The 26,869-nt window shown below is 70.1% G+C and carries 25 protein-coding genes; 12 read left to right on the top strand and 13 right to left on the bottom strand.

Going from position 1 to position 26,869, the window contains the following annotated elements; genetic code table 11:
- Positions 1–45: 45 nt before the first annotated feature.
- Complete coding sequence (locus ACEZDG_RS04415; protein ID WP_380502507.1) at positions 46–834, bottom strand: DUF1206 domain-containing protein; 789 nt, start codon at positions 832–834, stop codon at positions 46–48.
- Between the two features lie 267 nt (positions 835–1,101).
- Between ACEZDG_RS04415 and ACEZDG_RS04420 the strand changes: the two genes are divergently transcribed.
- On the top strand, positions 1,102–1,560 hold the full coding sequence (locus tag ACEZDG_RS04420; protein WP_380502510.1) for a hypothetical protein: 459 nt from the start codon (positions 1,102–1,104) through the stop codon (positions 1,558–1,560).
- A gap of 27 nt (positions 1,561–1,587) precedes the next feature.
- Here ACEZDG_RS04420 and ACEZDG_RS04425 read toward each other — a convergent pair whose 3' ends face one another.
- Positions 1,588–1,944: an STAS domain-containing protein gene (locus ACEZDG_RS04425; RefSeq protein ID WP_380502513.1), complete on the bottom strand. Its 357-nt coding sequence runs from the start codon at positions 1,942–1,944 to the stop codon at positions 1,588–1,590.
- Between the two features lie 393 nt (positions 1,945–2,337).
- Here ACEZDG_RS04425 and ACEZDG_RS04430 point away from each other — a divergent pair, with 393 nt between their 5' ends.
- Together ACEZDG_RS04430 and ACEZDG_RS04435 are read left to right on the top strand one after the other, a co-directional pair.
- On the top strand, positions 2,338–6,339 hold the full coding sequence (locus tag ACEZDG_RS04430) for a SpoIIE family protein phosphatase (protein WP_380503825.1): 4,002 nt from the start codon (positions 2,338–2,340) through the stop codon (positions 6,337–6,339).
- Complete coding sequence (locus tag ACEZDG_RS04435) at positions 6,339–6,647, top strand: STAS domain-containing protein (RefSeq protein ID WP_380502515.1); 309 nt, start codon at positions 6,339–6,341, stop codon at positions 6,645–6,647. The genes ACEZDG_RS04430 and ACEZDG_RS04435 overlap by 1 nt, the downstream gene beginning before the upstream one ends.
- Before the next feature lie 80 nt (positions 6,648–6,727).
- Here the strand turns inward: ACEZDG_RS04435 and ACEZDG_RS04440 are convergent, their stop codons facing one another.
- Positions 6,728–7,084: a PRC-barrel domain-containing protein gene (locus tag ACEZDG_RS04440; protein WP_380502518.1), complete on the bottom strand. Its 357-nt coding sequence runs from the start codon at positions 7,082–7,084 to the stop codon at positions 6,728–6,730.
- A 257-nt stretch (positions 7,085–7,341) separates the two neighbouring features.
- On the opposite strand from ACEZDG_RS04440, the gene mihF reads away from it, so the two are divergent.
- The 3 genes from mihF (at position 7,342) to ACEZDG_RS04455 (ending at position 10,358) form a co-directional block, all read left to right on the top strand.
- Positions 7,342–7,650 carry an integration host factor, actinobacterial type gene (mihF, locus tag ACEZDG_RS04445; protein WP_380502521.1) on the top strand — a complete coding sequence of 103 codons (309 nt, stop codon included), beginning with the start codon at positions 7,342–7,344 and terminating at the stop codon, positions 7,648–7,650.
- Positions 7,651–7,746: 96 nt separating this feature from the next.
- Complete coding sequence (locus ACEZDG_RS04450) at positions 7,747–8,154, top strand: STAS domain-containing protein (protein ID WP_380502524.1); 408 nt, start codon at positions 7,747–7,749, stop codon at positions 8,152–8,154.
- Positions 8,151–10,358 (top strand): SpoIIE family protein phosphatase, encoded by a 2,208-nt coding sequence (locus ACEZDG_RS04455; protein WP_380502527.1) that lies wholly within the window; start codon positions 8,151–8,153, stop codon positions 10,356–10,358. The genes ACEZDG_RS04450 and ACEZDG_RS04455 overlap by 4 nt, the downstream gene beginning before the upstream one ends.
- Before the next feature lie 44 nt (positions 10,359–10,402).
- Here ACEZDG_RS04455 and ACEZDG_RS04460 read toward each other — a convergent pair whose 3' ends face one another.
- From ACEZDG_RS04460 to ACEZDG_RS04470, 3 genes are all read right to left on the bottom strand, one after another.
- A complete protein-coding gene (locus tag ACEZDG_RS04460; protein WP_380502530.1) occupies positions 10,403–10,792 on the bottom strand; it encodes an STAS domain-containing protein in 390 nt (129 codons plus the stop codon).
- Positions 10,793–10,839: 47 nt separating this feature from the next.
- Entirely contained in the window at positions 10,840–12,552 is a 1,713-nt protein-coding gene (locus ACEZDG_RS04465; protein WP_380502533.1) for a PP2C family protein-serine/threonine phosphatase, read from the bottom strand.
- A gap of 353 nt (positions 12,553–12,905) precedes the next feature.
- Positions 12,906–13,169, bottom strand: a complete 264-nt coding sequence (locus ACEZDG_RS04470; protein ID WP_380502536.1) for a GlsB/YeaQ/YmgE family stress response membrane protein — start codon at positions 13,167–13,169, stop codon at positions 12,906–12,908.
- 245 nt (positions 13,170–13,414) lie between these two features.
- Between ACEZDG_RS04470 and ACEZDG_RS04475 the strand changes: the two genes are divergently transcribed.
- Complete coding sequence (locus tag ACEZDG_RS04475; protein ID WP_380502539.1) at positions 13,415–13,738, top strand: hypothetical protein; 324 nt, start codon at positions 13,415–13,417, stop codon at positions 13,736–13,738.
- A 69-nt stretch (positions 13,739–13,807) separates the two neighbouring features.
- Here the strand turns inward: ACEZDG_RS04475 and ACEZDG_RS04480 are convergent, their stop codons facing one another.
- The 4 genes from ACEZDG_RS04480 to ACEZDG_RS04495 form a co-directional block, all read right to left on the bottom strand.
- Positions 13,808–15,022: a phospholipase D-like domain-containing protein gene (locus tag ACEZDG_RS04480; RefSeq protein WP_380502542.1), complete on the bottom strand. Its 1,215-nt coding sequence runs from the start codon at positions 15,020–15,022 to the stop codon at positions 13,808–13,810.
- Between the two features lie 54 nt (positions 15,023–15,076).
- A complete protein-coding gene (locus ACEZDG_RS04485; RefSeq protein ID WP_380502545.1) occupies positions 15,077–15,988 on the bottom strand; it encodes an RNA polymerase sigma factor SigF in 912 nt (303 codons plus the stop codon).
- A gap of 670 nt (positions 15,989–16,658) precedes the next feature.
- Complete coding sequence (locus ACEZDG_RS04490; RefSeq protein WP_380502548.1) at positions 16,659–16,829, bottom strand: hydrophobic protein; 171 nt, start codon at positions 16,827–16,829, stop codon at positions 16,659–16,661.
- A gap of 140 nt (positions 16,830–16,969) precedes the next feature.
- Positions 16,970–18,916 carry a hypothetical protein gene (locus ACEZDG_RS04495; protein WP_380502551.1) on the bottom strand — a complete coding sequence of 649 codons (1,947 nt, stop codon included), beginning with the start codon at positions 18,914–18,916 and terminating at the stop codon, positions 16,970–16,972.
- Between the two features lie 386 nt (positions 18,917–19,302).
- On the opposite strand from ACEZDG_RS04495, the gene ACEZDG_RS04500 reads away from it, so the two are divergent.
- Complete coding sequence (locus ACEZDG_RS04500; RefSeq protein WP_380502554.1) at positions 19,303–20,517, top strand: LCP family protein; 1,215 nt, start codon at positions 19,303–19,305, stop codon at positions 20,515–20,517.
- 57 nt (positions 20,518–20,574) lie between these two features.
- Here ACEZDG_RS04500 and ACEZDG_RS04505 read toward each other — a convergent pair whose 3' ends face one another.
- Both ACEZDG_RS04505 and ACEZDG_RS04510 read right to left on the bottom strand, forming a co-directional pair.
- The gene (locus ACEZDG_RS04505; RefSeq protein ID WP_380502557.1) at positions 20,575–20,820 is read right to left on the bottom strand and encodes a hypothetical protein; all 246 of its coding nucleotides are present in this window, start codon (positions 20,818–20,820) and stop codon (positions 20,575–20,577) included.
- Positions 20,821–21,119: 299 nt separating this feature from the next.
- Positions 21,120–21,482 (bottom strand): hypothetical protein, encoded by a 363-nt coding sequence (locus ACEZDG_RS04510; RefSeq protein WP_380502560.1) that lies wholly within the window; start codon positions 21,480–21,482, stop codon positions 21,120–21,122.
- A gap of 450 nt (positions 21,483–21,932) precedes the next feature.
- On the opposite strand from ACEZDG_RS04510, the gene ACEZDG_RS04515 reads away from it, so the two are divergent.
- Together ACEZDG_RS04515 and ACEZDG_RS04520 are read left to right on the top strand one after the other, a co-directional pair.
- Positions 21,933–22,952, top strand: coding sequence for a phosphatase PAP2 family protein (locus tag ACEZDG_RS04515; protein ID WP_380502563.1), 1,020 nt, complete (start codon positions 21,933–21,935; stop codon positions 22,950–22,952).
- Positions 22,942–23,439 (top strand): GyrI-like domain-containing protein, encoded by a 498-nt coding sequence (locus ACEZDG_RS04520; RefSeq protein WP_380502566.1) that lies wholly within the window; start codon positions 22,942–22,944, stop codon positions 23,437–23,439. Before ACEZDG_RS04515 ends, ACEZDG_RS04520 begins: the two co-directional genes overlap by 11 nt.
- Positions 23,440–23,796: 357 nt before the next feature.
- Here ACEZDG_RS04520 and ACEZDG_RS04525 read toward each other — a convergent pair whose 3' ends face one another.
- Positions 23,797–24,729 carry an NAD-dependent epimerase/dehydratase family protein gene (locus ACEZDG_RS04525; protein ID WP_380502569.1) on the bottom strand — a complete coding sequence of 311 codons (933 nt, stop codon included), beginning with the start codon at positions 24,727–24,729 and terminating at the stop codon, positions 23,797–23,799.
- 146 nt (positions 24,730–24,875) lie between these two features.
- On the opposite strand from ACEZDG_RS04525, the gene ACEZDG_RS04530 reads away from it, so the two are divergent.
- Both ACEZDG_RS04530 and ACEZDG_RS04535 read left to right on the top strand, forming a co-directional pair.
- Complete coding sequence (locus ACEZDG_RS04530) at positions 24,876–25,835, top strand: GlxA family transcriptional regulator (protein WP_380502572.1); 960 nt, start codon at positions 24,876–24,878, stop codon at positions 25,833–25,835.
- Positions 25,836–25,897: 62 nt separating this feature from the next.
- Entirely contained in the window at positions 25,898–26,812 is a 915-nt protein-coding gene (locus tag ACEZDG_RS04535) for an aldo/keto reductase (protein ID WP_380502575.1), read from the top strand.
- Positions 26,813–26,869: the final 57 nt, after the last annotated feature.

The following is a 26,869-nucleotide window of genomic DNA, read 5'->3' on the forward strand; positions in this document are numbered from 1 at the left end:
CGGGCGGGATCGGGTCGTCACACGAGCCGGCTGCTGCCGACAGGGTCAGCGGGGCACGCCGCCCAAGGTGCGGCGCCAGCGGGCCTCGGCAAAGGAGTACAGACCGAACGCGATCAGGCCCAGGGCAACCAGGATCAGTACCAGAGGGCCGAAGGACGTCTGGGCGAAGGAGCGCAGGGTGGCGTCCAGCCCCTTGGCCTCACCCGGCGTGTCGGACAGCCCGGCTCTCAGGGCGAAGAACCCGGCGGCGGCCAGGATCACACCGCGGGCGATGTGACCGGCCTGGCCCAGGCGCAGCACGAGGTCCCGGGTGCGGTAGGTCATCCACCCGGTGCGCAGCCGCTCGGCGAAGCGCTTGCTCACGGCGTGGACGACCATGGCGATGCCGACGACGATGGCGACCAGCGACAGGACGACCATCAGGGCCCGCCCGTCGTCGGAGCGCAGCAGGCGGGCGCTGACATCGTAGGCACTGGCATCGGAGGTGGTGGGGGTACGTCCGTGGGCGAGGAACTGGTAGATGCTCCAGGCGCCGATGGCGTAGATGACGGCACGGACCGCATCCAGGAGACGATGCCCGCCGCTCTCCGCCGAACCGGCTGCGCGCACCGCGCGCCAGAGGGCCAGGCCGACGAAGCCGATGAACAGCAGCCAGAGCAACAGGACACCGAAGGGCTCGCCGGCGATCGCGACCAGGGCGCCCGCACGGTCCAGGTCATGGCGTCCGTAGCCGAGGCCCACCAGGAGCGCCAGGGCGCCGATCACGAGGTAGACCACACCGCGCGCGATGAATCCGGCCCGGGCCAAACCGCTGATCGCGCCGGCCCCGGCCACCCGTCGCGCACCCCAACTACCCCTCGTCCCGGTGCCCCTGGAACCCTCGCGAGAGCCACGGCTCCGCGGATAGCGAGAGGTGCGGCGGGTGCGGGTACGGCGTCTGCCTGAGAGCGTCCAGTCCATGTGTGCCTCCTGTCGCTCCGGCTGCCCCGGTCCGCTGACGGGAAACCGCACCTTCGCGGTCGGCCGGACTTCACCCGCCACCGCGCCCACGGCCGGGTCCGAGTGGGGATGTTGTGGCAGGGCGGGGGTACGTACACCCGCATGGATGACGAGGTTCAGCTGATCGGTGACAGTACCTGGGACTTCTGTCTGACCGGGGCCGACCAACTCGTACGGTGGCACGAGGAACACCAGCAGGGGGCCGCCGTGTGGTGGGCTCAGCAGCGGTCGCTGGTGGTGGTGTTCATGGCCTCGGCGATTCACAGCCGGGCATCGTTGTCCGCGCTGAAGGGTTCCCAAGTGGCATCGGTCGCGCTGGGTGACGCGTACGGGGCCGGGGTCCTGGGAACGGTGCGGTCATTCGCCCTGGCCGCGATCGAAGGCGCCCCGGCCCGCCAGGGACTGGGAGCACAGGAGCGGCGTGCGCTCCTGGACTGCTTCGGCACCCATGCCTTCGACTCGCTCCAGCAGGCGGTCCAAGAGGTGCTGCTGCACCATCTCGGGGCCAGCCGGACAGCGGACCCGAGTCTCGGGGACCGGAGCGCAGCGGTGACCGCCTGAGCGTCGGAGTGGAACGGCCCTCCGGGGTCAGGACCGCGGATCGCCGATGCCGTCCGGGACGGGAGGGCGGAAGGTGAAGACCTGGTCCAGCCCGACGATGCGGAAGACCCTCATGAGCTCGGAACTCACCCCGGCGAGCACCAGGGAGGACCCCGCGGCTTGGACGCGCTGGTAGGCGGTGACGAACGCGGTGATGCCGGTGGAGTCGCAGTAGCGGAGGTCCGAGAGGTCGATCACCCACTCGGTGGCGGGAGCCACCGGTGCCTCTTCCAGCGCACGCGTGAAATGCGCCGAGGTGGAGAAGTCGAGCTCGCCCACCAGGGTCAGCACGACGTCGCCGTTGGGGCGGTTCTGGCGGCTGACATCGAGGGTTGGGTCGGTCACCGTTTCTCCAAGGCAGGCAGGATGGTGGCGGGCAGCGGAACGGGCAGGGCGGGGCCGTCATCCTTCATCGTTGCCCCCCCGGTGGCCGGACCCAGTATGTTCGCTGCTGGGACGGCCCCCTATCGTACGGTCTTGACCGCCCCGCCCCTGCCGGTGGGTCGGTGGAGCGGCCTTTCTGGGAGTGGCACGAGCGAGAGGATCTCAGTGACGCGGTCGGAGGAAACCGGTTACCAGCCCCCGGCGGAGGACAGTGCCGGCGTCTTCGCTGCCGATCCCCGCGTCGGTCGGGACCTCGCCGCGGTGGACTGGCGGTCGACCCCCCTCGGCCCGCCGTCGCACTGGCCGCAGAGCCTGCGGACGGCCGTGAGCATCCTGCTGTCGTCCAGGTTCCCGATGTGGATGGCCTGGGGCCCGGAGCTCACCTTCATCTGCAACGACGCCTACCGCCGGGACACCCTGGGCGGGAAGTACCCCTGGGCGCTGGGCCGCCCGGCCAGTGAGGTCTGGGCCGAGATCTGGGACGACATCGGACCGCGGATCGCGGCTGTGCTGGGCACCGGACAGGCGACCTGGGACGAAGCGCTGCTGCTGTTCCTGGAGCGGTCGGGATACCCGGAGGAGACCTATCACACCTTCTCCTACAGCCCGCTGCGCGACGACACCGGTGCGGCGGTGGGCATGCTCTGCGTGGTCAGCGAGGAGACCCAGCAGGTCATCGGTGAGCGCCGGATGGCGACCCTGCGCGACCTCGGTTCCGATCTCAGCATCGTGCGGACCGAGCGGGAGACGATGGAGATCGCCGGGCGGCAGCTGGAACGCAACCTGCGGGATCTCCCGTTCACCATGACGTACCTGTTCCAGGACGACGGCTCCGCCCGGCTGGCGGCAGCGACCGGGATCTCCGCCGGACACCGCGCCGCCCCGCTGTCCCTGCCGTCCGAGGACCAGGAAGCGATGTGGCCGGTGGGTGCGCCGGGTCGAGGAGAAGCGCTGCTGGTCGAACTCGACGACGCACGGTTCGCCGGTCTGCCGACCGGGCAGTGGCCGCAGGAGCCCAAGCAAGCCCTGCTGGTGCCGCTCCTGCAGCCGGGGAGTGCGCCGTACGGCTTCATGGTGACCGCGCTGAACCGGTACCGGCCCCTGGACGAGGGGTACCGCGGCTTCATCGAGCTGGTCGCCGGACATGTCGCGGCCGAGATCGCGAGCGCTCGCAGCTACCAGGCCCAGCAGCGTCGGGCGGAGGAACTGGCTGACCTGGACCGCGCCAAGACGACCTTCTTCTCCAACATCAGCCACGAGTTCCGCACCCCGCTGACGCTGATCATGGGCCCGGTCCAGGAGCTGCGTGCCCGGCTGGGCGACACGGACGAGGTGGCACGCGAGGAACTCGAGGTCATCCATCGCAACGGACTGAGGCTGAGCAAGCTGGTCAACACGCTGCTGGACTTCTCCCGCATCGAAGCCGGCCGGATGCAGGCGCGGTACGAGCCCGTCGACCTCGCCGAGACCACCGCCGAACTCGCCAGCGTCTTCCGGTCGGCCGTCGCCCGGGCAGGCCTTTCCCTGGTCGTGGAGTGCCCTCCGCTGGAAGAACCCGTCTACCTCGACCCCGGTCTGTGGGAGAAGGTGGTCCTCAACCTCCTCAGCAACGCACTGAAATTCACCTTCGAGGGCTCCATCCAGGTCTCGGTGCGCGCGGAGCCCGCCCATGCCGTCGTCACCGTGACCGACACCGGTATCGGTGTGTCCGCCGAGGAGCTTCCCAGGCTGTTCGAACGCTTCCACCGCATCGAGAACGCCCGCTCCCGCTCCAACGAGGGAAGCGGCATCGGGCTGGCGCTGGTGCAGGAACTCGTCGGCATGCACGGCGGAACGATCACCGCCGCCAGTACCCGGGGCGTGGGCACCGCCTTCACCATCCGCCTGCCGTTCGGATCCGCACACCTGCCGGCCCAGGCACTGGCCCCCGCCACGGACCCGGTCGCCGATCCCACCGCGGTGTCCGAGGCCGCCTCCCCCTACCTGCAGGAAGCCCTGCGCTGGCTGCCCGGCGACCAGGACGCAGCGGGCGCTGCCGAGGCCGTAACGGCCCCGGCCCGGGAGGGGGAGGCTCCCGTACCCGTACCGGCGGGGGGCGCCGCGCCGCGGGTACTGGTCGCCGACGACAACGCCGACATGCGCGACTACCTCACCCGCATCCTCGCCGGCGCCGGCTACCGGGTGCGCGCCGTCGACGACGGGCAGGAGGCACTGGAAGCCGTCCGGGCCGCCACCCCGGACCTGGTCGTCAGCGATGTGATGATGCCCCGTCTGGACGGCCTGTCGCTGGTGGCGGCGCTGCGCGCCGACACCCGGACCGCCTCGGTCCCCGTCCTGCTGCTGTCCGCCCGTGCCGGGCAGGAGGCCGCCATCGAGGGGCTCCAGGCCGGGGCCGACGACTACCTGGTCAAGCCGTTCATCGCGGCCGAACTGCTCGCGCGTGTGAAGGCGAGCATCGAGCTGGCGCGGTTGCGCAACCACCATGCCCGCTGGCGCACCGCACTGGTGGACTCGCTCCAGGAGGCCTTCTTCATCTGCGACGAGGACGGCGCGGTCATCGAGATCAACGCCGCGTTCACCGACATCCTCGGATACGGCTCCGACGGGCTGCCCTACGCGCCGGTCCACCCGTGGTGGCCGGACGCCGTCACTGCTCCCGAAGCACACCAGCAGTTCGCCGACGCCTTCGCGGCCCTGCTCGGCCGAACCGGGGGAAGCCACACGGTTCCGGTCACCCACCGCGACGGGCACCGGTTGTGGATCAGCGTCACCTTCAACCAGGTCCGGGACCCCGAATCCGAGCGACACGTGATCGTCGGCGCGTTCCGGGACGTCACGGCCGAGCACTATGCCATCCAACGCGACAGCGCCCTGGCCGCCCTGAGCACGTGCCTGTCCCGGGCAACCAGCCTGAGCGGCGCCCTGACCGGTGCGCTGACCACCCTGCAGACCCTGTGGGGCGCCGGCCACGTCCTGGCCGCCGTCTTCGGCCAGGCCGACGAGCCGCTGGTGACCGCCACCGCCGGAGGGCCGACCTGGCACCAACTCCCTTCCGAGCGGCGCCGGTTCCTCACCGAACTGCGCCACCGGTCCCTGCTCACACCGGCAGCGGACCACGCCGGTGCCGGAATACTGCTGGAACACCCGGACGGCCCGATGGCCCTGTGGATCGACCTGGGTGACCACCGACCCTTCACCAGCGATGACCAGTTGCTGCTCTCGCTGCTGGCCGGCCATCTCTCACAGGGCCTGATCCGGGCCCACCAGATCGACCAGGAGCGCGAGACCTCCATCGCCCTCCAGCGCGCCATCCTCGGCCCCTCCCGCCTTCCCGACGGCTTCGCGGTCCGCTACGAACCAGCCACCACTCCGTTGGAAGTGGGTGGCGACTGGTACGACACCGTCCCCCTGCCGGACGGCCGGATCGGGATCGTGGTCGGCGACTGCGTCGGCCGCGGCCTGAAGGCCGCCAGCGTCATGGGCCAACTGCGCAGCGCCTGTCGTGCCGTGCTGCTGCAGGACGCGAGTCCCGCGCGGGCCCTCATGGCGCTGGACCACTTCGCCGCCGGCGTTCCCGGCGCGCTGTGCACCACCGTCTTCTGCGGCGTCCTCGACTCCCGTACCGGACGCCTGACCTACAGCAGTGCCGGACACCCCCCGGGCATTCTCGCCCTTCCCGACGGAACCACCAGTCTCCTGGAGGAGGGACGGTCCCTCCCCCTGGCCGTACGCCCCGGCAGGCCGCGCCCCGAGGGGGAATGCACCATCCCCGCACGCGCCACCCTGCTGCTGTACACCGACGGCCTGGTGGAGCGCCGCCGCCACTCGCTCGACTCAGGCATAGGCCAGGCCAGTGCCGCCGTCCACGAGGGCCGGCACGCACCTGTCGACGACCTCGCCACCCAGATCATGGCCCGCCTGTCGCCCACCGACGGCTACGACGACGATGTCGCCCTCCTGCTGTACCGCCATCCCGCACCGCTTGAGGTGGCGTTCCCCGCTGAGGCCTCCCAACTCGCCACCGTGCGAACGACGCTGCGCGGATGGCTGGACCAGTGCCAGATCCCCCCGCAGACCATGCAGAGCGTCCTGGTGGCAGCCGGCGAAGCCTGTGCGAACGCCATCGAACACGGCCACCGCCACAGCCCGGGCGACAGCGTCCGACTGCGTGCTGAAGCCTTCGTCGACAATCTCCGCCTCACTATTGTCGACTCGGGGCGTTGGAAGACCCCCCGGCCCGAGGAGAACGCCCACCGCGGCCGCGGCCTGACCCTGATGCGCGCCATGATGCAACAGGTGATCGTTACTCCAGGACCGGCCGGTACCACCGTCGACATGTCTACGAGGATTTCCTGATGACCGCACCGCTGATCCTCACCCCCGGCCACCGACCGGACGGCACCGCGCTCCTGACGGTCGCCGGTGAGATCGACATGGGCAACACCGCAGACCTCGCCGCCGCACTGGACGGCACGCCGGGCCCCATGGTTCTCGACCTGACCGCCGTCGACTACCTCGACAGCGCCGGACTGAGCGTCCTGTTCGCGCACGCCGATCGCCTTGAGCTGATCGCCCCGCCCCTGCTGATGCCCGTCCTTCATGTCTCCGGGCTCGCCGATCTGACGTCCGTCCACCCCGCCGAGCCGGGCGAACGGACCGGCTGAAGTCGCGGCGTCCACCAGTCACGCCGGGGGCCCGCACAGCGGATGCTGTGCGGGCCCCCGGCGTGACTGTGCGGGTGCGGTCAAACGCCGCGCGTGCCGTTGTCGTAGTAGGTGCCGACCTGCTGGTGGTAGTCGGCGTCGCCGGTGTGCTGGTCCTTGTCGAACTCCGGCGAGTTCTTGATCTCGTCCTTGGTCCGGCCGACTTGCACGGTCTGGTTGGCGGTGTCGACCGAGGTGATGGTCCCGGCCGGGAGCAGGACGTGCTTGCCGAAGATCCACGGACCGGTGTCGACCACGATGTACTGGGCGTCGACGTCCTCGGAGTGCTTGTCGACCTTGCCGATGTGGCCGTCGGTCGCCTCGACCTTGTAGCCGGCCAGGTCCGTGCCGGCCTGGTAGCCGGAGTTCGCCTGGTAGCCCCATACGTCGTTCGCCACGAAAACACCCTTCGCCGGTGGGCGGAAACACCCGAAATCTTGTGGAGCGACAGGATTGCTGCTCCGCTGAACCTCCTGTCCCGGCCTGGCCGCCTCATGCGCCCCCGCCTGACTTCGCCTCGGGTCGGCCGCATCTGACGGACCTCGACGGAACTGCCCTGCCCGGGAGCAGCATGGGCCGTGCCCGACCGGGAAGACGGTGGTCCGTACCCTGCGGATTGTGGCGACACCGATCGTCACCGTGATGAGGAGTGATCATGGCGCTGCCCCAGCTGACGGATACGGACCGCACCGAAGCGCTGGCCAGAGCGCTCGCGGTACGGCGCGAGCGCAGTGAGGTCCGGTCCAGGCTCAAGGACGGCCGGGTCACCCTGGCCGAGGTGCTGGGCAGCGAGGGGGACATGATCGGCAGGATCCGGGTGCGCCAGCTGCTCGAATCACTGCCCGGCGTCGGCACGGCCCGCGCCGCGCAGGCCCTGGCCGAGCTGCACATCGCTGACAACCGCCGGGTCCAGGGCCTGGGCACCCGGCAGCGTGAGCAGCTTCTGGAGCGCTTCCCCTCCTGACGGTCCCGACGACCACGCCCTGAGCCGGGGTTCACGCCCGGTGGGCCCCGTATCATCGATCGGTACCTGTGTCTGGTGAGTCGGAGGCGGCAAGGCGTGTTCTCGGTAGAGGTCCGGCCGACCGGAGTGGCGTGGGTGCTGGAGCTGCGGGGCGAGCTGGACTTCGAGAGCGCCGCGCAGTTGCGGGAGGCTGCTGACGTGCTCTTCGAGGCGGAGCAGCCGGCACTGCTGGTGGTCGACTGTGCGGCTCTCGGGTTCTGCGACTCGTCGGGCATCAACGTGCTGATCAGGATCTACCAGCGTTTGTCCGAGCGCGGTGGCGTGCTGCGGTTGGCGGCGGTACCGGGGTCGGTGACGCGGGTGTTCGCGTTGACCGGTCTGAACCAGGTGATGGCGGTCTACGAAACGGCCGATGAGGCACTGTCCGTCCAGGACGGTGCGCGTGCACTCCGCGGCCCGGACACCTCGGCCGGACCGTTGGACGACGAGAAGGCAGTCGGATGACCCACGCCCCGGAGCAGCGCTCCGCGCCCTTGAGTGCCGCGACTGCGGACCGTGGCCAGGAGCACGACCTACGGGCCCTGTTCGGCCGGTCCACCGCGGTGTTCGCCTCCCTTGCCGGGCCGGCCCACATGCTGGAGTCGGCGAACGCGGCGTTCTTCGACGCGACCGGTGTGGACCCGGTACGGGCCGGGACGCCGATCGGGCAGCTGTTGCCCGAGCTCGCCGAACAGGGCTTCCTCACCCTGCTGAACCGGGTCTACCGCACCGGCGAGCGCCACCCCGGGCACGATGCGCGCATCGTGCTGGGCACCGGGCCGGGCGCGCGGGAGGCGTTCTTCGACTTCACCTACGAACCGCGCCTGGATGTCGGCGGCAACGTCACCGGGGTGCGGATCCTGGGGGTGGAGACCACCCAGGTCAAACAAGCCCGGCAGCTGACGGCCGAGCACCGGGCCCTGCTGGAGCAGATCGCCCGCCAGGCCCCCCTGGAACAGGTCCTGGACGGCATGGCCCGCACCATCGAAGACCTCGCACCGGAGGAAGTCCTGGTCTCGGTGCTACTGGCGGATGCCGACGGCCTGCACCTGCGCCACGGCGCCGCTCCCAGCCTGCCGGACTTCTACAACCAGGCCATCGACGGCATCGCCACCGGCGAAGCAGTCGGGTCCTGCGGGACGGCCGCCCACCGGCGCCAACCGGTGATCGTGACCGACATCGCCACCGACCCGTTCTGGGACGACTTCCGCGCCCTCGCCGACCGGGCAGGAGTGGCGGCCTGCTGGTCGACCCCGATCCTGGCCCGTGACGGCGCCGTGCTGGGCACCTTCGCGATGTACCACCGCGCCCCCCGCACCCCCCAGGACTCGGACCTGGCCCTGGCCCGGGTGTTCGCCGACACCGCCGCCCTGGCGATCGAGCGCCACCACGCCGAACAGGCCCGCCGGGAAGCCGAAAGGCGTGAGCAGGCGGCCCGCGCCGACCTGGCGTTCCTGCTGGAAGCCAGCACCCGGCTGACCTCGGACCTGGACTACACCCAGGCCCTGCAAGGCCTGGCCTCCTCCTGCACACCGCTGCTGGCACCGCTGTGCACGGTCGACGTGGTCGAGGCCGGAAGGGTGCGGCGCATCGCCGCCGCAGCACCCACCGGCCGGGAGGAGCGGCTGCTGGCCTCGCACAGTCCGGTCTACGACGCGGCCGACGACGCGGTGGCCCGGGTGCTGGCCTCCGGGGTCACCGAGGTCGCCCGTCGCACCCCTACCGGGCCCGGGCCCTGGCAGGAACTCCAGGCCACCGGCTACCTCTGCGTGCCGCTGCTGGACCGCGGCACCGCCTTCGGCGCCCTGACCCTGCTGACCACCGGCGAGCAGGTCTTCGACGGCCACGTGGTGGCCCTGGCCGAGGAACTCGCCCGCCGCGCGGCCTCAGCGGCTCTGAACGCACGCCAGTACACCGAGCGCGTGGCCCTGGCCCGCGACCTGCAGGCCGGTCTGCTGCTGCCCGAGGTACCCGCGGTCCCCGGGGCGCAGTTGGCCACCTACTACTACCCGGCGGGCGAGGGCCTGGAGATCAGCGGCGACTTCTACGACGTGTTCCCCCTGGGCGACGGGACCTGGGCGTTCCTGCTCGGCGACGTCTGCGGACGCGGGGCCAAGGCCGCCACCACCACCGCCCTGGTCCGCCACACCGCCCGTGCCGTCGCCCCGCTCCTGCCCGGCCCCGAAGCGGTCGTGCGCGCGGTCAACAAGGCCCTGCTGGACCGGCCCGACAGCCACGGGAACGCCTTCGTCACCCTGGTCTACGGCCACCTCACCTCCACCGCGGCCGGCCTGGACATCACCCTGGTCCGCGCCGGGCACACCCTTCCGGTCCACATCGACACCCGGCACACCGCCCGCTACCTCGACAGCGACGGCACCCTGCTGGGCATCACCGGCAACCCGTACCTGACCACGCGTCACCTGTGCCTGGAACCCGCCGAGTCCCTGGTCCTGTACACCGACGGCATCACCGAGGCCCACAGCCGCGGCGGCGAACAGTTCGGCGAGACGCGCCTGCTCCAGGCGCTGACCGACCAGGCCCACGGGTACGACCCGGCCGCGATCATCGCCGGCCTCACCGACGCGGCGCACGCGTTCACCGGTACCGACGCCATCAACGACGACCAGGCCGTACTCGTCCTGACCGCTCGGCCACGGGTCTTCTAGCGGACCAGGTTCCGCTGCGACGGCGCAGGCATGTGCGAAGCAGGTCAGGAGTCGGCGACCTGGTGCGCCGCTGCTGCTTCATGACGGTCGCCCTGGCAGGTGTCCGCCAGCGCCTCCTCGAAGAGCATGCTCAGGCCGGTGATGCGCAGGACGCTCAGTTGGTGGTCGTCGATGCCGACCTGGTGCAGGCGCACCTGGTCGGCATCGACGCAGCGTTTGATCCAGATGAGGGCCGACAGCGCGGAGGAGTCCCAGTCGTCCACCCCGGTGCAGTCGAGCGTCAGGCACTGCGGCACCGGCTCCGTGGCAAGTACCTGGTCGGCGGCTTCGCGCAGGTCCGGTGCGGTCTCGTAGTCGCAGGGGCCGTCCAGTCGCAGGACGGTGTGCCCGGGCGCGCGGTGGACGGTGATCGTCAGGGGCTCGGAGGCGGTCATGCATTGTCCTCGGTCGTGCGGAGTCGGGTCGAGGCGGGTGCGGTGCCTCATCCGGTGTACCTGCCCCGTCCGTGGCCGTTCACCATGCTCAGGTGGGATCCGCGCCGGGGAGCGCCGATGGCCAGCAGGGCGATGTCGTCGTGCTCGCCGCCGCCCAGCCACTGCGAGGTGCGCAGGGCGACGTGCTCCACCACGGCCTCCACCGGCATCGCGGTGCACTCGGCCAGGGTGCGGCGCAGGCGGTGGTCGCCGAACATCTCACGGCCGGTGGGGCCGCCGCGGGCCTCGGTGACGCCGTCGGAGTACAACAGGCAGGCCTCCCCCGGCTGCAGGAGGGTGGTCCACGTGGTGGAGGTGGTGTCGGGTACCGCGCCGATCAGGGTGCCGCGGGTTTCGGCCGCTTCGACGGTGCCGTCCACCCGGATGATCATCGGGATCGGGTGGCCGGCGGAGGTCAGCCGCAGTCGCAGGCGTCCGTTCTCCACCGGTAGGACCCCGGCCAGGACCAGGGTCACGAACTGGGTGTCGTGTTCGTCCAGCAGGGTGGCGTTCAGCAGCTGCAGCAGTTCACCGTGGTCCGGCTGGAGGCGGCGCAGTGCGGCGAGGGTGTTGCGGATCTTGCCCGTCAGGATCGCCGCCCCCGTGCCCTTGCCGCAGACGTCGCCCAGCATCACCAGGGTCTCCCCCGCGCCGGCCGCGGCCTCGTCGCCGGTGCCGGTGGCGCGCAGTGGCGGGTGGACGTCGTAGAAGTCGCCGCCGATCAGGTCCACCGACCGCGCCGGACGGTAGGAGCTGGAGAGGTCGATGCCCTCCAGCCGGGTGATCGGTGGCGGGATCAGGGCACGCTGCAGGATGCTGGTGGTCTCGGTGCGCTCCGCGTACAGCACGGCGGCCGAGATCGCGGACCCGGCGCGGGCTGCGAAGATCCGCGCGAACAGCTCCTCGTCCTCGTCGAATCCAGCCTGCCCGGTGCGCCGCAGCAGGATCAGCGCCCCGGCGGGGACCCCGTTTCCGGGAAGCGGGGTCACCACCAGCGAGCCCAGGTCGCCGAAACCGTCGGGTACCAGCCAGTCCGGTGCCAGGTCCGGCGAGATCCACCGGGAGGGGACCGGGGGGAACCCGGCCAAGGCCTCGCTTAGTCCGGGAACCTGATCGATGTCCACGGTCAGGGAGAGCCGCTCGGCCTTCCCCCCGCGTACCATCCGGGTCACCGCGACCCGCCGACCGCGGTCCGGGGTGACCAGCACGGCGGCGTCCGCCAGCTTCGTGGCGGCCAACTCCGCGGTCACCAGCAGGCAGCGGCGCTGGTTCAGCGAGGCCAGGAGCTTGGAGGAGGCGTCCACCAGGAAGCGGGTGCGGGCGCGCTCGTCGCTCAGCCGCTGGACCGCGGCTCGCTCCGCGGTCACGTCGGTGAGCAGCCAGCCGGTGCAGTCCCCCGGCAGTTGCTGCGCGGTGGCGCGGAACACCCGGTCCCTCACCGCGCCGTCCACTGCCGCCAGCCCCTGCTCCTGTGCTCGGACCAGCCAGGGCGCGACCGTGCGGGCGGTGAAGGAGTCGCTGTCGCCCAGCGCCGGGAAGAGCGCGCGGGCGCCCTGGTTGTGCAGCCGCACACGCGGCTCCGCGCCCGCCACCACCAGCACCGGAGCCACCGAGTCCACCAGAGCGCGCAGCACCGGAACCCCGACGGCCCCCACTGACAGGTCCGGGGGGGCGATCACGGCGGTGGGCGGTGTGTGCTCAGCGGCAGGGGAATGTGTCATGGAGGACCACGGGTCCAGCCACCCGCGATGAGCAGGGGCTGGGCTGACTCACTTCTGTCTCTCGGCAGTTGACAACATCTGCTGTCACCTCCATACGCTGCCGCGCCGCGCCGGAAATGGCAAGCCCGGACCAGCGGCTCCCGTCACCGCACATGCCGGGCCGGCCCACCATTGGCGCTGGTCCCGCGGTCGTTCCCGGACTGACGGCGCTTCACCTGTCGTACGCAGGTCCTATTCGGAGCCCTGCCCTGCCGGTCGTGACCCATTCCCAACCCTCGAAAAGACCGGGAGAACGCGAAGGTGCCGCTCCCCGAATTTCGAGAGCGGCACCTTCGGCGACTGCGGACGGAGAATCAGGCCCTTCGGCCACTGACCGCACGAAAGGCGACCAGGATGATGATCGCGCCGATGATCGCGGTCACCCAGGTGGAGACGTCGAAGAAGCCGTCCAGCGGGTGGATGTGGAAGAGAGCCGAGGCAAGGAAACCGCCGAGCATCGCACCTACGACACCGAGGATCAGGTCGACCAGGAGGCCGCCCGGGTCACGGCCCGGGAGCAGCGCCTTGGCGATCATGCCGGCCAGCAAACCCAGAACAATCCACGCGACAATTCCCACGGCCTGCTCCTCAAAAGAGATCCGCACCGTTCCGGGCCATTCCCGTACGGTGTCGAAACCGCTCCTGCCCGCCTCTCGGACCCGGAAACACGGGGATTTCCCGACGGTTTCCGCAGCACATCCGGCGAACGCCGGACCGCTGAATGTGCGGCAGTTCTGCGGACTGCGGCCCAGGGGTGCGAGTCGTTTTCTTTTCCGCCGGCCGTGGGGCGGCTGTGAGGGGTGATGCGGGGTACGCGGGGGTCATGGCTGAAGCACTGGTAGAAGAGGATCCCCAGCGGATCCGCGCCGATGACATGGCGGCGATCATCGCCGCTCTGGACGGCATCGCCGTCACCGCCCAACCCGCACCGTCCACCACCACCGACCCGTCCCGGCACTGGACACTGACCTTGACCTGGCTGCAGAAGGGCCCGGTGTCCAGTGACACCCAGGCCGCCCTGCCCCAGGTCCTGACCCGCATCCGCGAGCACTTCACCGCCCAGGACCGGACACCGCCGCACTGCCTGCAACTGCTCGACCAGGACGGCACACCACTGGTGGAAGTCACTCCTGGCAGCTGCATCTGACCCCCTGCTGGGCCCGCCTGCTTCGGCGGGCCCAGCACTCGAGCTGGTTGCGGAGACCTCGGTTCCCCGTTACAGGAAGCGACGCAGCGGGGTGACCGCGAGTTCGCGCAGGCGTTGGCTGGTGGGGCGGTGGCTCCAGCGTGCGGGGTCGATGGGCTCGCTGCGTTCGAGGTCCTGGTCGTAGTGGTCGTCCAGGGTGGCGGTGAAGCCTTCGTCGAGGACGGCGAGCATGATCTCCTCGTCGTGGTCCAGAGAGCGGCGGTTGAAGTTGGTGGAGCCGACCAGGGAGGCCACCTGATCCACGGTGATGATCTTGGCATGCATCATGGTGGGCTGGTACTGGCGGATGTCGACGCCCGCGGCCAGAAGGGCCGCGTAGTGGTGCTGTCCGGCGAGCTGACAGGCGCGTTGGTCGGTGTGCGGTCCTGGCAGGAGGATCTGGACCTGTACGCCGCGTCGGGCCGTGTCGCAGAGCAGTTCGATGAAGTAGTCGTCGGGGGCAAAGTAGGCGGTGGCCAGGCGGAACCGGTGCTGGGCAGTGGTGAGCATGACCCGGATCAGGGTCTGCATGTCCTGCCAGCCGATACTCGCCGAGCCGCGCACCACCTGGACGACGGCCTCGCCGCGGGGCGTGTGCTCGATGAAGCGGTCGCGGTCGTCGAAGAGCACGTCGTGGCATTCGGCCCAGTTCTGGGCGAAGGCGGCGGCGATGCCGTCCACGGCTGGGCCGCGGACCTGGACATGGGTGTCGCGCCAGTGCCCGGGATCCTGGGCGTCGCCGGACCACTCCTCGGCGATGCCGACGCCGCCGGTGAACGCCGTGGTCTCGTCCACGATCAGTGCCTTGCGGTGGCAGCGGTGGTTCTGCTTGAACGGGGACAGCAGCAGCGGCTTGCGGAACCAGGCGACCTGGACCCCGGCCGCGTCCATGGCGTTCAGCAGGTGCGGCTCGATGCGGCTGGCTCCGAAGCCGTCCAGCAGCAGCCGGACCCGGATACCGGCTGCCGCCCGCTCGGCCAGGGCGGCGGCGAACTCGCGGGCGATCTCTCCGCGCCAGTACACGAACGTCATCATGTCGACGGTGTGCTCGGCGGCCCGGACCTGCTCCAGCATCGCGGGGAAGATCTCGTCCCCGTTGCGCAGCACCCGCAGCTCATTGCCTTCGGTGGCGGCGACACCGATCAGCCGCTCCAGGCGGCGGCGAATGCGCTGTTTGCGTGCCGCCGCCTCGGACCCACCCGTGTCCTGAGCGGTGGAAACGGGCGCCGGAGTGCTGGCGATCATGTACTGGGTCTCCCAGCGAAGCAACGGGGCGGATGAGGGCCGGTTTCGCCCCCTTTACTCCTGAACCAGCAGCTGCTGGCGGAGACGACTCAGGATGCGGGAGAGCAGGCGCGAGACATGCATCTGGGAGAGGCCGAGGACGGCGCCGATCTCGGACTGGGTCATCTCGGCGCCGAAGCGCATGGATACGATCGCCTTGTCGCGCTCGCCCAGCTGGGCCATCAGCGGCTTCAGCGACTCCAGGTCGACGACCAGGTCCATGCCGGGGTCGACCTCGCCCAGGCGGGCGGTGAACGCGGATCCCTCGCCGCTGTCCTCGTCGCCCGGTGAGCCGGCGTCGATGGAGCTGACGGTGTAGCCGTTGGCGGCGACGAGTCCCTCGCGGACCTCGTCCTCGGTGAGCTCCAGGTGGGCGGCGAGCTCGGCCGGGGTCGGCGGACGGCCGACGGTGAAGGCGAGCTCGTCGGTGGCCTTGGCCAGGGTGAGCCGCAGTTCCTGCAGCCGGCGCGGGACGTGGACGGCCCAGCTGGTGTCGCGGAAGAAGCGCTTGATCTCGCCGATCACGGTCGGCATGGCGAAGGTCGGGAACTCGACCTCCTGGCCGAGGTCGAACCGGTCGATGGCCTTGATCAGGCCGATCGTGCCGACCTGGACGATGTCCTCCATCGGCTCGCTGCGGGTGCGGAAGCGGCGGGCGGCGAACTTGACCAGGGTCAGGTTCAGCTCGATCAGGGTGTTGCGCACGTACTGGTACTCGTGCGTCCCCTCCTCCAGCTCCGCCAGCCGGGCGAACAGCACCTTCGACATCGCCCGCGCGTCGGGCCCGCTGGCGTTCCGCGGATCCGAAAGGTCCAGCTCGGGGAACAGCACCGCTTCGTCGCGCGGCTGCACGTCCGGCCCGGTGACCGGGCGGGCGGCCGTCTCGGTGCTGGTCGCCACTGTGGTGTGCTGGAGGCTGGACGGCATCGGGGGATCCCCTTCGGAGCGAGCTGTTCAGGTGTGCGGGCACGAGCCCGCGCCCGTCCTGTACCCCGGATGGCCCAGTCCATGGCGGGCATCATCGGAATTGTTCCACACGGGTATTCCGTGCGTACGCCCCCGGGGTCCTCGGCATCTCACCGTCGTCGTGTGCGTCGGCATCGTGACCAGCAAGTTCCGGAAGTACCGGAACCGTTGAGCATCCCCCTGGCTGTCTCGGGCAGTAGTCGGGCATGCTCTTCCTCGCCACCGCCCCGTCCACGTCCTACGGCAGCGGTCTCGCCGTGACCCTCGCAGCCGTCATCGGCCTCGCACTGGTGATCGCCCTCGGCGCCCGCCACGGCTGAGTTCCCACGCGCTGGCCACAGCACCCGACCACCCCGTTCAGGCCTGACCCGCCTTGGACAGATCACCCGGCAGACCCGCGATCCGCGCCGCAGTCTGCAGGCACCCAGAACACCTCGTCGGGATGCTTCTCGCCGAACTCCTGCGCCCCGCGCCTCCCAACGCGCTTCCGGTCAATTGCCGCCACTTCTCAAGCAATCGGGCCCGGAAGATCGCCGTGGGCCCCGATCCGGCCGCACCGTGCCCGGACACGACGATGCGCCGCCCCGACGAGGGACGGCGCATCGCACATACGACGGAGTCGGTCAGCAGCTCACCAGCGGTACCAGCGGCCGCGGGACCCGCCGGTTCCGGCACCCCGGAACACAAAGCCCAGCGCCCACACGACCAGCACGATGATGGCGATCCACCACAGAATATGAACTGCGAAACCCGCACCGCCCAGGATCAGGGCCAGCAGCAGAACCAAAAGAAGTGCACCCATAGTTGTCATCCTCCTTGAGCCGCGTCTGCCCTCACCCGAACAGCCCAAACAAGGCTCCTCACTGCCCCGGTACCGACGAGCGATTCGCACCTGAGACGGCGTCAGGGGGAATCGTTGCGAACAGCTGCCGACAGGCCGCCCTACTTCTCCTTGGTCATTCCCAGGATCTGGGCCAGTCGTTGCGCCTTGTTGCCGGCCAGTTCGAGCTTCGGCTCGGGGGTCCCGAACAGGTAGGCCAGCACGCTGTCCCGCAGTGCCTGGTACTGGCGGTAGTCCCGCTTGTCGAACAGCGCCGGGTTGTCCAGGTCGGCCGGCACGTGGTACGGCCGCATGATCAGCGGCGTGCCACCCTGGGGCTGCTGCTGCACCGGGGCGGCGGACGCCTTGGTTCCGGAGCCCTGTGCCCCGGAACCCTGCGTCCCCGATCCCTGACCGATGAACAGGCCCGGGTGTCCGACGCCGAACTCGATGCAGTGCAGCGTCGCCGATCTCCCGTGGAAGGTGGCGGTCGCCTCGTCCGCGCTGAACTCGACCGTCGTGCTGTTCTCCAGGGTGAAGGTGTACTTCACCCTGTTCGAGTTGACGACCAGCTGGATCGCCACGCCCGAGGGGTCGAAACCGGGCAGGGCGTCGTCAAGCACCCGGGCGAACGCGTTGTCGACCGACTTGTCGGCCAGGAAGCGCTCCAGCCGGGGCTGCTGGACGGGGTCGATCAGGTGCACCTGGGACGCCAGCCTGATCCGCTCCTTTCCGGTCCCGCCGAGCGCCACCATACGGCCCTTGACCGCGAACAGGTACACCCCGGCCTTGTCCTTCTTGGGGACCTCGCGCCGGCGCAGCACCACTCCGCGGGTGAGCAGCGGGAGCCCCGGAGTGTCGAAGTAGGAGTCCTTCGAAACGCGCGGCACCACCTGCCCGCTCTCCTTGTCGAGGTCGTCGCACTCCAGGTCGGCGATACCGAGTTTGGACCACAGGCCGGGGGTGTGCAGCAGCTCGGTCAGCTTGCCCAGCACGTGCTGGTACTGGCCGGGTTCGACCAGGAACTCGGACTCGGCCTCCAGGGTGGTGGCCATCTCCTTGCCCGGCTGCAGCAGGTCCTGGTGGGACACGTAGACGGGGCGGGAGGCGCGCAGGACCTCGCTCAGGTTCCAATCCGTGTTGCGGACCACCTCCGAGGCCTTGCGGTCCTCCTGAGTGATCGGCCGCATGGCGATCTGACCCGAGCCGTCCTTGAGCTTGTTGCCGCCGCTGGTGTGGTTCACGCCGTTGGTTCCGGAGGCGAGCCGTTCGTACCAACGGGCTTCGACACCCAACTGCGGGAAGGCCGTGCACACGGTGTGGCGTAAGTCTCCGGAGGTCGGCAGGCCCAGCAGCCTGGCCAGCTGCGCCCAGGTGTAGAAGGCGTCGAACTGGATCCGGTTCTCGTTGACCGGCGGAGTCACCACCAGCGTGGTCTCCAGTTGGGTGTCCTCGGTCGGCTTGCCCGGGATCAGCAGGGGCTTGGTGAGCACGATCTCGATCAGGTCGTACGGCACTGCGACCTTGTCGAGTACGCCCTCGACCAGCACATTGACGTACAGGCCGCGCTCGTCCTGCTGGTAGTCGCCGATGGTCAGCCGCGCCTGGGTGGTGAATTTGAGGTCGGTGACGGTAGTGAGGCCGAGGATCTGCGGGTGGTCGGCGACGTTGGGCCCGAAGAGGCGGGTCCTGTCCTCGAGTTGGATCGCCCGCAGCCCGCCGGGCGTGTGGTGGATCTTCTGGTCGCTGACGCCCGGGTGGTCGGAGTCGGTGGCGATGGCATGACTGGTGGCCGGGGCCACCAGTCGCCCGCCGGGCAGCGGCTGGGCCTGCTGCTCAGGCTGAGGCACACTGACCGGCGCGGTGACGTCGGGCTGGACGACGGTGCAGAACTTGGCCGACTGCCAGTCCGCCTTCTGCTTGTCGACCAGGTACTGCAGCACGTTGGCCGCACCGCTGTAGCGGTGGTCCAGGACCGTCTTGGTACTGCCGTTCTGAAGCCGTACCTGGGTACCGATGGGCAGCGGAACCATCTGGTTCTGGACGCCGGGGTTCGGTGCTGTGGTCATGGTTGGGAAGTGCCTTCCGCGTCGGTTCGAACAAGCGACCCCGGCCCATCGGGATCCGGCGCGTACGCGGAAACCGGTGACGGCGGGTTGAACGCCCCTAACCATTCGTCACCGAAAGGGCGTTGGTCAAGGCATCCGACGCACCCTTTTGTCCCGTTGAACCCAGGTTGATCCGTCGCTGATCCGGTGTTGATCCGCAAACCGTCGACGCGAGTGCAGCCTGCAGCGGGACGGCGACGGTGTCAGCCGTCGGCCCCCGAGCGCGTCCGCGCAATAGGACCTGGCCAGAACGCATGTTTCATATGAGACCATCGGCCATCGCAGGGAGGGAATCCCTCTATTCCGGAGGACGTTCGAGCATGGGTCGTGGGGACAACGAGGAGGGCATGAACACGCCTTCCGGGGGTGACGAGAACGCGGACTGGCTGCTGAAGGGTGGCACGGCGGCCGATGCCGAGCACGACGACAAGCACGAAGACCCGCACGACGCGCATGACGCGCATGACGACGAGACTGAGCCGGCGCCTGCACCGGCGTCTGCGAAGTCCGGTCGCCGTCGTCGGAGGCTGAGCCGCAAGGGCAAGATCCTCTGGGGCGTGGCCTGGGTGATGCTGTTCCTGCTGGTCGGCAGCGCAGGGACCGGCCTCTGGGTCTACTCCCATCTCAAGGGCAACATAGCCACGGTCGACATCGACCACGCCCTCGGTCCTGACCGTCCCGCCCCACTGGCCGCCGGTGGGGAGGACATCCTGCTGCTCGGCTCCGACTCCCGAGCCGGCGCCAACGGCACCTTGATCGGGGACAACACGGCCGACACCCCCGGCGCCCGCTCGGACACGGCGATGGTGGTGCACATATCCGCCGGACGAACCGACGCCGTAGTGGTGAGCATTCCACGCGACACCCTGGTACCCCGGCCCGCCTGCACCACCGCCCAGGGCACGAACATCCGGGCCGCGAAGCAGGTCATGTTCAACTCGATCTTCTCGGTCGGCGGCCCCACCTGCACGGTCAAGGCCGTGGAGGCACTCACCGGGCTGCGCATGGACCACTTCGTCCAGATCGACTTCGCCGGGTTCAAGAACCTGGTGGACGCCCTCGGCGGGGTGGACATCACCGTCGATCAGGCCATCGACGACCCGTACACGCATCTGCACATACCCGCGGGCACCAGCACGCTGCACGGCACCCAGGCCCTGGAGTTCGTGCGCACCCGCTACAGCGTGGGCGACGGCAGCGACCTCGGCCGCATCCAGCTCCAGCAGCGGTTCATGCTCGCGGTGCTGACCAAGGTCCAGCAGGAGAAGTCACTCAGCGACCCGATCAAGCTCTACCGAATCGCGGACGCCGCGACCAAGTCGCTGACCACCGATTCCGACCTGGGCTCCCTTCCCGGACTGCTGAAATTCGCCGGCAGCATCAAAGGACTCGACAGCAGCAATCTGCAGATGATCCAGCTGCCAGTGGTCTACGACCGCGCCGATCCCAACCGGGTACTCCCCGACACGGCAACGGACCGCGCGCTGTGGACGGCCCTGCGGGCAGGGCAGCCGGTCCCCGACAGTGCGACGGACTCCCCCGCCCACGGCACCGTGCCCTGACCGTCGGCCGCCATCGGGTGTTGGGCGTTGGGCGGTGGGCGTCCATGGCCCAGGGGTTCAGCGGAAGAGCTCCGTCTGGACCGCGTCGGGCTGCTCGATCAGCGCGGTGAGGCTGGTCGGCAGCTCGTCCTGCCAGGCGAGTGCACCGCTCTCGCGGACCCGGGTCATGCTGCCGGGACAGAGCGAGAGTGAACGCGGCGCGGTCTTGTGGTCGCGAACGGCGACCATGCCGAGCACGGTCGTGGGAACGCCACCGTAGACGCCGTCACAGACGGGGCACTGAATGCGTGGGAGCCTGGCCATCAGACGATGCTACTGCGATGGCCGCCTCTCCCCCGGCCGGCCGGTCACGTGGCTTCGGCGAAATGGCACACGTCGGGGTGGTCCGCCCGGGCCACCATGCGGTCATCGTCGTCGATCGTCGTCGTCTGCCCCACGCCCAGCGGCGTCCCGGCCGACGTGGGCTTCGGCCCGGACGCGGAGCTTCCATGTGCGGGGCGGGGTGGGGTGGGTGGAGCGCCTCTGCTGGTCGACGAGCGCCGCGGCGGCGGCGTGTTGGGCGTCCGGACCGGCTGTCATGCCAGGTCGGTCGATGTTCCAGATCAGGCCGGACGAAACCGGAGCGCGGACCAGACCTCGTCGATGGCGATCTGGCGGACTGGGCGGACACCCTTGTCGGCGAGTTCCTCGCACAAGCGGTCACGGTTGAGATCGGTACCCAACTGACCCGCCTTCGGGTACGCGATCCAAGCCAGCTTGTCGAGTCGAGCCCCCTCGATGGCCGCGGCGGCGGCGTCGGCGCTGAGATCCGCGCGGCTGCGTACGAAGGCCACGATCGCATCCGCCTGCTCCGGCGCGTCAATCCTCGTCGCATTCTGCACGACGATCTGCGGCACCCCACCGCCACTGGCCACAATCGCAAGCAGTTGGCCGGGCTTGATCTGCAACTTCGCACCGAGCTCCATCGGACCACGATATAGCCCCGCCGGGCAGTGACCGGTCGACCCGGCGGTCTACCCGGCGCCAACAGTGCACCGTTTGCAGGGCCTCTTGCCCATCCGCATCGCGTAAGCCTCCGTCACCCACCGCGGTGGATGCAGGATCCGGCCCAGCGACTCACTGTTGCTGACCGCCCGATGCCGCCCCGCACAGTCCTCAGCCCAGTGGAAACGCGACCCCTTGGCACTGATCAGAACCAGACGCTCACTCACACTCAAGGTGTCCCTCCCCGAACAGCACTCCGACAGCCCTCCGACAGCACTCCACGCGGACTACGAACATCTGCCCAGATACATGTAGAAGACACCTATCCCCGAAGGCCGCAAGCGGCACCGTGGACCAGGGAGCAGCACCGCCAACCCGACCGAGCCGCCCCCTGCAATCAAATGTCTACAACGGAGTAGACAATAAGGGGTATGGCATGGAGCGTACGCATCCCGCACCGCCCCCTCAGCGCACGGACCACGGCAGCCCTCGTGTCGGCTGCCCTGTTCACCGCGTTGACGGTCGCCGTGCTCACCCGCAGCGGCACACCGTTCGGTCTCGACACCGCCGTGCACCGCTGGGCACTGGCCCATCGCACCAGCACCTGGACCACCCTGGGGGTCGACCTGGCGGCCACCGGCACAGGAGGCCCCGCCTACGCGCTGGCCGCGCTGGCCGGAGCCGTGGCAACCTCCAGTCGGCTCTGGTGGTGGCGGGGCGCACTGGTCGGGGTGTGCGCCCTGGCGCTGGCGGAGGCACTACGGCTCCTGCTCGCCACGGCGATCGGACGCGCCCGCCCGCCCCACGCGGACTGGGCGGCCAAGGCCTCCGGCCACGCCTTCCCCTCCGGGCACGCCACCACCTCGGCGCTGATCGCGATCGCCCTGGCAGCCGCCCTGCTGACCCACCTGCACTCCCCCGCAGCCCGCGGCCCCGCCGTCGTCCTGCCGGCCCTGTGGGCCGTGTCCGTCGGCCTCGACCGCGTCTACCTCGGGGTGCACTGGCCCACCGACGTCCTCGCCGGCTGGCTGCTGGCCGCGACCCTCGCCACCCTGCTGCTCCCGCCCCTGGGCAGGTTGCTGCACGCCCTCAGCCAATCCCCCGTCAGCTGGCCCGCGCAAACGCGTCGGCGGACCGGTCCAGGCATGCGAATGGCCCCCGCCCGCCCAGCAGGGACCATTGCGCAGACCGGGTCTTGGGGCACCGGCCGAGTGTCCCGCAAACCACCGCTGGAGAGCAGGACACTATCCATCAAGCCCCAACCGCAGCTGGTGCGCCAGCGGGGCGGGCCGTTCGGGCGGCTGCGGTCGACGGGCCGTCAGCCCTTGCTCCTCGTACTCCTCGTACTCCTCCGGATCAGGTCGGCCGCACTGTCAGCGGCTGACTATAGGGTTCCGGTCGTCCGCCTGCGTCCTCCTCCCTCTGCCAAGGAGCCAACCCATGCCGAGTGAGCCCAGCATCGTGCACCGTCCGGAACAGCACTACGTCGGGATCAGCGAGACCATCACGATGGAGACGTTCGACGTGGTCGCCGACCGGATCCCGCACCTCTTCGCCTGGCTCGACGCCCGCGGGCTCACCGCGGTCGGAGCCCCGTTCATCAAGCTCAACGTCATCGACATGGAGCGGGAACTGCAGGTCGAAGCCGGAGTGCCGATCGCCGCCGCCACGGCGCCGGACCGCGAGGTCCACTGCGGTGTGCTGCCCGCCGGACGCTACCTGGCGCTGACCTCCACCGGTTCACCTGACCAGCACATTGCCGCCATCGCCGGACTGTTCGACTGGGCACAGGGCCAAGGACTGACATTCGACAAGTCCGACACCGACGCCGGGTCGGTCTGGGGGTGCCGGCTCCAAGTACTCATGACCGACCCGTCCCAGGAACCCGATGTTGCCAAGCACGAGATCGAGAACCTGTTCCTGCTCGCCACAGACTGACCGCAATCGCCGCTGTGATCGTTGTGATCGCTGCTCCGATCCGACATACAGGGGTGTGCGACTGGCGGCAACCTGGATGACCCGTATCCGGGCATCGGCCTCCAGGCGGGCTCCGGGCCTCCGCGGCGGTGACGGCCGCGGCGGCTGGGCCAACAGCGACCGGCAGAGCCCCACTGGCGGCCGGTGAACGCGTCTTGTGCGTCCTTTGCGTCCTTTGCGTCCTTTGCGTCCTGCGGCTGCGTGAGCCCGCGTGGCTGACGAACATCCTGGCCGCCGACACGTTCGTGACTCGCCCATGATGAACAGGTCCCAAACGGGTGTCGGCGTTCCGCTGGGCGGTCGCCCTGCGGCGGCTGCTCAGCGTGGTGCCGGCGTGCTCGCGGTCGCCACGATCTCGGCGACCACGTCTGCCAGCGGGGTGGGAGCCACACCGAGCAGCCTGCGGGTCTCCGTGCTGTCCAGGACGGCCGGCCGCCGGACCATGTAGAGCATCTCCGCGACCTCCGCGACCATCGGGTCGGCCGCTGCCAGGGCCGCGAACTGTTCATCCGTCATCGCGGCCAGGGAGGGCTTCGTGCCCGCGGCCTCGGCGAGGATCTCGGTGAGCCGGCGCAGCGAGGCGTCGCTGGTGCTGGGCACGTGCCAGGCGCGCCCCCAGGACGTCTCGCTCTCGCCTGCCGCGACGGCCGCGCGAGCGGTGTCGAGCGTGTACGTCCACGAGTGGGGTGCGTCCAGGTCGGCCGGGAAGAACGTCGCGTCCTGCCCGGCGAGGACTGCCGGCTGCACGGTGAGGGAGTAGTACGAGACCGCTCCGGGGCCGAGGAAATCGTGTGCGCGCACTTCGGTGGCGCGTACCCGCCCTGCCTCGTTCGCCGCCTTGGCGTCCTGCCACATGCGGGCGCGTACCCGGCCCTTGGCGGTGGTGGCCACCAGCGGCAGGTCCTCGGTCATCGGGCCGTCGACAGGGCCGTAGCCGTAGACGTTGCCGACCATCACGTAGTCGGCCCCGGTCTGCTCGGCGGCTGCCAGCAGGGACCCGGCCAGCGGAGGCCACAGGGCGGGCCAGCGGTCGTAGGGCGGCATCGCGCAGTTGTACAGGGTCTGCGCGCCGCGGGCGATCTCGGTCAGCGCGGCGGCGTCGGTGGCGTCGGCGCCGACCGCCTCCACGCCCGGGTGGTCGGGTCCCCTCCCCCGGCGGCTGACCAGCCGGACCCGGTGACCGGCCTCGGCCAGCAGCAGCGCGGTGGGGATGCCAGTGGCTCCGGCACCGACAACGACCTTCAGTGGCATGGGTTCTCCTCGTGTCGCGCATGGACGGCGGCCTGGTGGCCGGGTGGCCTGCCGCTCTGCTGGCCTGCCGCTCTGCTCCTCCATCGTCGGGCGCGCCCGCGCCGTACAGTAGTGGCCTGAATGCCACGATGCCCAAGGATCTGGACATGCACCGCATTGCCGTCATCGCCGTGCCGCCCGTGACCGCCTTCGATCTCGCCATCCCGGAACTGGTCTTCTCCGTCGTGGAGGTCGACGGCGCCCCGGCGTACGACGTGGTGGTCTGCACCGCCGAGCCCGGCGTGCTGGCGACCACCGGCAGCGTTCGAGTGGTCGTCGACCACGGACTCGACGCCCTTCGCGACGCCGACACGGTGATCGTCACGGGATCGGGCCGACGCGACGACTTCGCCCCCGAGGTGCTCGACGCCCTGAGACAGGCGGCCGGCGCCGGGCGGCGGGTCGCGTCGATCTGCACCGGCGCCTTCGCGCTGGCGTCGGCCGGCGTGCTCGACGGACGGCCCGCGACCACCTACTGGCCCTACAGCGAGGAGTTCACCCGGCGGTTCCCGCGCGTCGACGTCCGCGCCGGTGTGCTCTACACCGACGACGGTGACGTATTCACCTCGGCGGGCGTCGCGGCCGGCCTGGACCTGTGCCTGTACTTGGTCCGCCTCGACCACGGCGCGACGGTCGCCAACCACGTGGCCCGGCTCGCCGTCGTGGCGCCGGTGCGGCACGGCGGGCAGCGGCAGTACATCGAGTCGCCCGCACCGCCGGAACGCGGCACCGGGCTCGCCGAGACCCGGGCGTGGGCGCTGGAGCGACTCGGTGACGAACTGACCCTCAAGGACCTGGCCGCGCACGCCAACACCAGCGTCCGCAACCTGACCCGGCGGTTCCGGGCCGAGACCGGACTGAGCCCCCTGCAGTGGCTGCTCCAACAGCGCGTCGACCGGGCCAGGGAACTGCTGGAGTCCACCACGCTGCCGGTGGAGCGGGTCGCCCGGCTCAGCGGGCTCGGCTCGGCCGAGTCACTGCGGCAGCACTTCGGCAGAAAGGTCGGCGTCTCCCCGACCGCCTACCGCAGCGGCTTCGCCCACGCCGTGACCCCGCCATCCACCTGAGGTGCACGAGCATCGCGGATCGCCGGGGTCCTTCGGGCGTACTATGAGGAAGCATGACGATCATGAAGCGAGCGCTCGGGAGTACCGGGGAGGATGTGACCATCCTCAGCTACGGCGCCATGGAGCTGAGGGGCGTGCCGCGCGGCCCGGAGATGACGGACGACGACGCCGGCCGTCTGCTGAACGCGGTCCTGGACGGTGGCATCAACCTGATCGACACCTCGCCCGACTACGGCCGCAGCGAGGAACTGATCGGCACTCACCTCGGCCGACGCAGGGACGAGTTCTTCCTCTCCTCCAAGTGCGGCTGCCCGTTCGAGACGCCGACCGACGCGCCGCCGCCCTACCCACACGACTTCAGTCCCGGGAACGTCCGCGCCAACGTCGAGCGGTCGCTGCGGCGGCTGCGCACCGACCGCCTCGACCTGGTCCAGGTGCACATGTCGCCGAGCGAGGCGACGCTCCGGGAGGACCGCACGGTCGAGACGCTCAAGGATCTCCAGGCCGAAGGCAAGATCCGCTTCATCGGCATGTCGGGCATCCTGCCGAACCTGCCCGATCACCTCGCGATGGATGTCTTCGACGTCTTCCAGATCCCGTACTCGGCGGTCCAGCGCGATCACGAGGCGCTCATCACCCGGGCCGCCGACGCGGGCGCGGGCACGTTGATCCGGGGCGGCGCGGCGCGCGGCGCCGCGGCGGAGGACAAGAACTGGCGCAGCGGGCCGCTGAGCCAGACTCCCGGCGTCGCCCAGCAGAACTGGGAGACCTCCGGCATCGCCGACCTCCTGAGCGAGGCCGGCATGAGCAACATGGAGTTCGTCCTGCGCTTCACGCTCAGCCACCCCGGCCTGTCGACCACGATCGTCGGCACCGCCAATCCGGCCCACCTGGCCGGCAACATCGCCGTCGCCCAGAAGGGGCCGTTGCCCGACGACCTCTACGAAGAGGCCAAGAAGCGACTCCCCCTTCCGTAGGACCTGCTCACTGCTGCCCCGGCCGATCCGCCGGGGCAGCAGTGAGGGTGGCGCTGG

Source organism: Streptacidiphilus alkalitolerans, from assembly GCF_042511045.1.
Classification (GTDB): Bacteria; Actinomycetota; Actinomycetes; order Streptomycetales; family Streptomycetaceae; genus Streptacidiphilus; species Streptacidiphilus alkalitolerans.

Bases quoted from the DNA above. Each gene is read 5' to 3' on its own strand.
- ACEZDG_RS04520 (WP_380502566.1), top strand. From the start codon at position 22,942: ATGCCGAGTGAGCCCAGCATCGTGCACCGTCCGGAACAGCACTACGTC.
- ACEZDG_RS04490 (WP_380502548.1), bottom strand. From the start codon at position 16,829: ATGGGTGCACTTCTTTTGGTTCTGCTGCTGGCCCTGATCCTGGGCGGT.
- ACEZDG_RS04530 (WP_380502572.1), top strand. From the start codon at position 24,876: ATGCACCGCATTGCCGTCATCGCCGTGCCGCCCGTGACCGCCTTCGAT.
- ACEZDG_RS04500 (WP_380502554.1), top strand. From the start codon at position 19,303: ATGAACACGCCTTCCGGGGGTGACGAGAACGCGGACTGGCTGCTGAAG.
- ACEZDG_RS04420 (WP_380502510.1), top strand. From the start codon at position 1,102: ATGGATGACGAGGTTCAGCTGATCGGTGACAGTACCTGGGACTTCTGT.
- ACEZDG_RS04495 (WP_380502551.1), bottom strand. From the start codon at position 18,916: ATGACCACAGCACCGAACCCCGGCGTCCAGAACCAGATGGTTCCGCTG.
- ACEZDG_RS04505 (WP_380502557.1), bottom strand. From the start codon at position 20,820: ATGGCCAGGCTCCCACGCATTCAGTGCCCCGTCTGTGACGGCGTCTAC.
- ACEZDG_RS04480 (WP_380502542.1), bottom strand. From the start codon at position 15,022: ATGATCGCCAGCACTCCGGCGCCCGTTTCCACCGCTCAGGACACGGGT.
- ACEZDG_RS04435 (WP_380502515.1), top strand. From the start codon at position 6,339: ATGACCGCACCGCTGATCCTCACCCCCGGCCACCGACCGGACGGCACC.
- ACEZDG_RS04475 (WP_380502539.1), top strand. From the start codon at position 13,415: ATGGCTGAAGCACTGGTAGAAGAGGATCCCCAGCGGATCCGCGCCGAT.
- mihF (WP_380502521.1), top strand. From the start codon at position 7,342: ATGGCGCTGCCCCAGCTGACGGATACGGACCGCACCGAAGCGCTGGCC.
- ACEZDG_RS04525 (WP_380502569.1), bottom strand. From the start codon at position 24,729: ATGCCACTGAAGGTCGTTGTCGGTGCCGGAGCCACTGGCATCCCCACC.
- ACEZDG_RS04510 (WP_380502560.1), bottom strand. From the start codon at position 21,482: ATGGAGCTCGGTGCGAAGTTGCAGATCAAGCCCGGCCAACTGCTTGCG.
- ACEZDG_RS04485 (WP_380502545.1), bottom strand. From the start codon at position 15,988: ATGCCGTCCAGCCTCCAGCACACCACAGTGGCGACCAGCACCGAGACG.
- ACEZDG_RS04465 (WP_380502533.1), bottom strand. From the start codon at position 12,552: ATGACACATTCCCCTGCCGCTGAGCACACACCGCCCACCGCCGTGATC.
- ACEZDG_RS04515 (WP_380502563.1), top strand. From the start codon at position 21,933: ATGGCATGGAGCGTACGCATCCCGCACCGCCCCCTCAGCGCACGGACC.
- ACEZDG_RS04460 (WP_380502530.1), bottom strand. From the start codon at position 10,792: ATGACCGCCTCCGAGCCCCTGACGATCACCGTCCACCGCGCGCCCGGG.
- ACEZDG_RS04535 (WP_380502575.1), top strand. From the start codon at position 25,898: ATGAAGCGAGCGCTCGGGAGTACCGGGGAGGATGTGACCATCCTCAGC.
- ACEZDG_RS04430 (WP_380503825.1), top strand. From the start codon at position 2,338: ATGTGGATGGCCTGGGGCCCGGAGCTCACCTTCATCTGCAACGACGCC.
- ACEZDG_RS04455 (WP_380502527.1), top strand. From the start codon at position 8,151: ATGACCCACGCCCCGGAGCAGCGCTCCGCGCCCTTGAGTGCCGCGACT.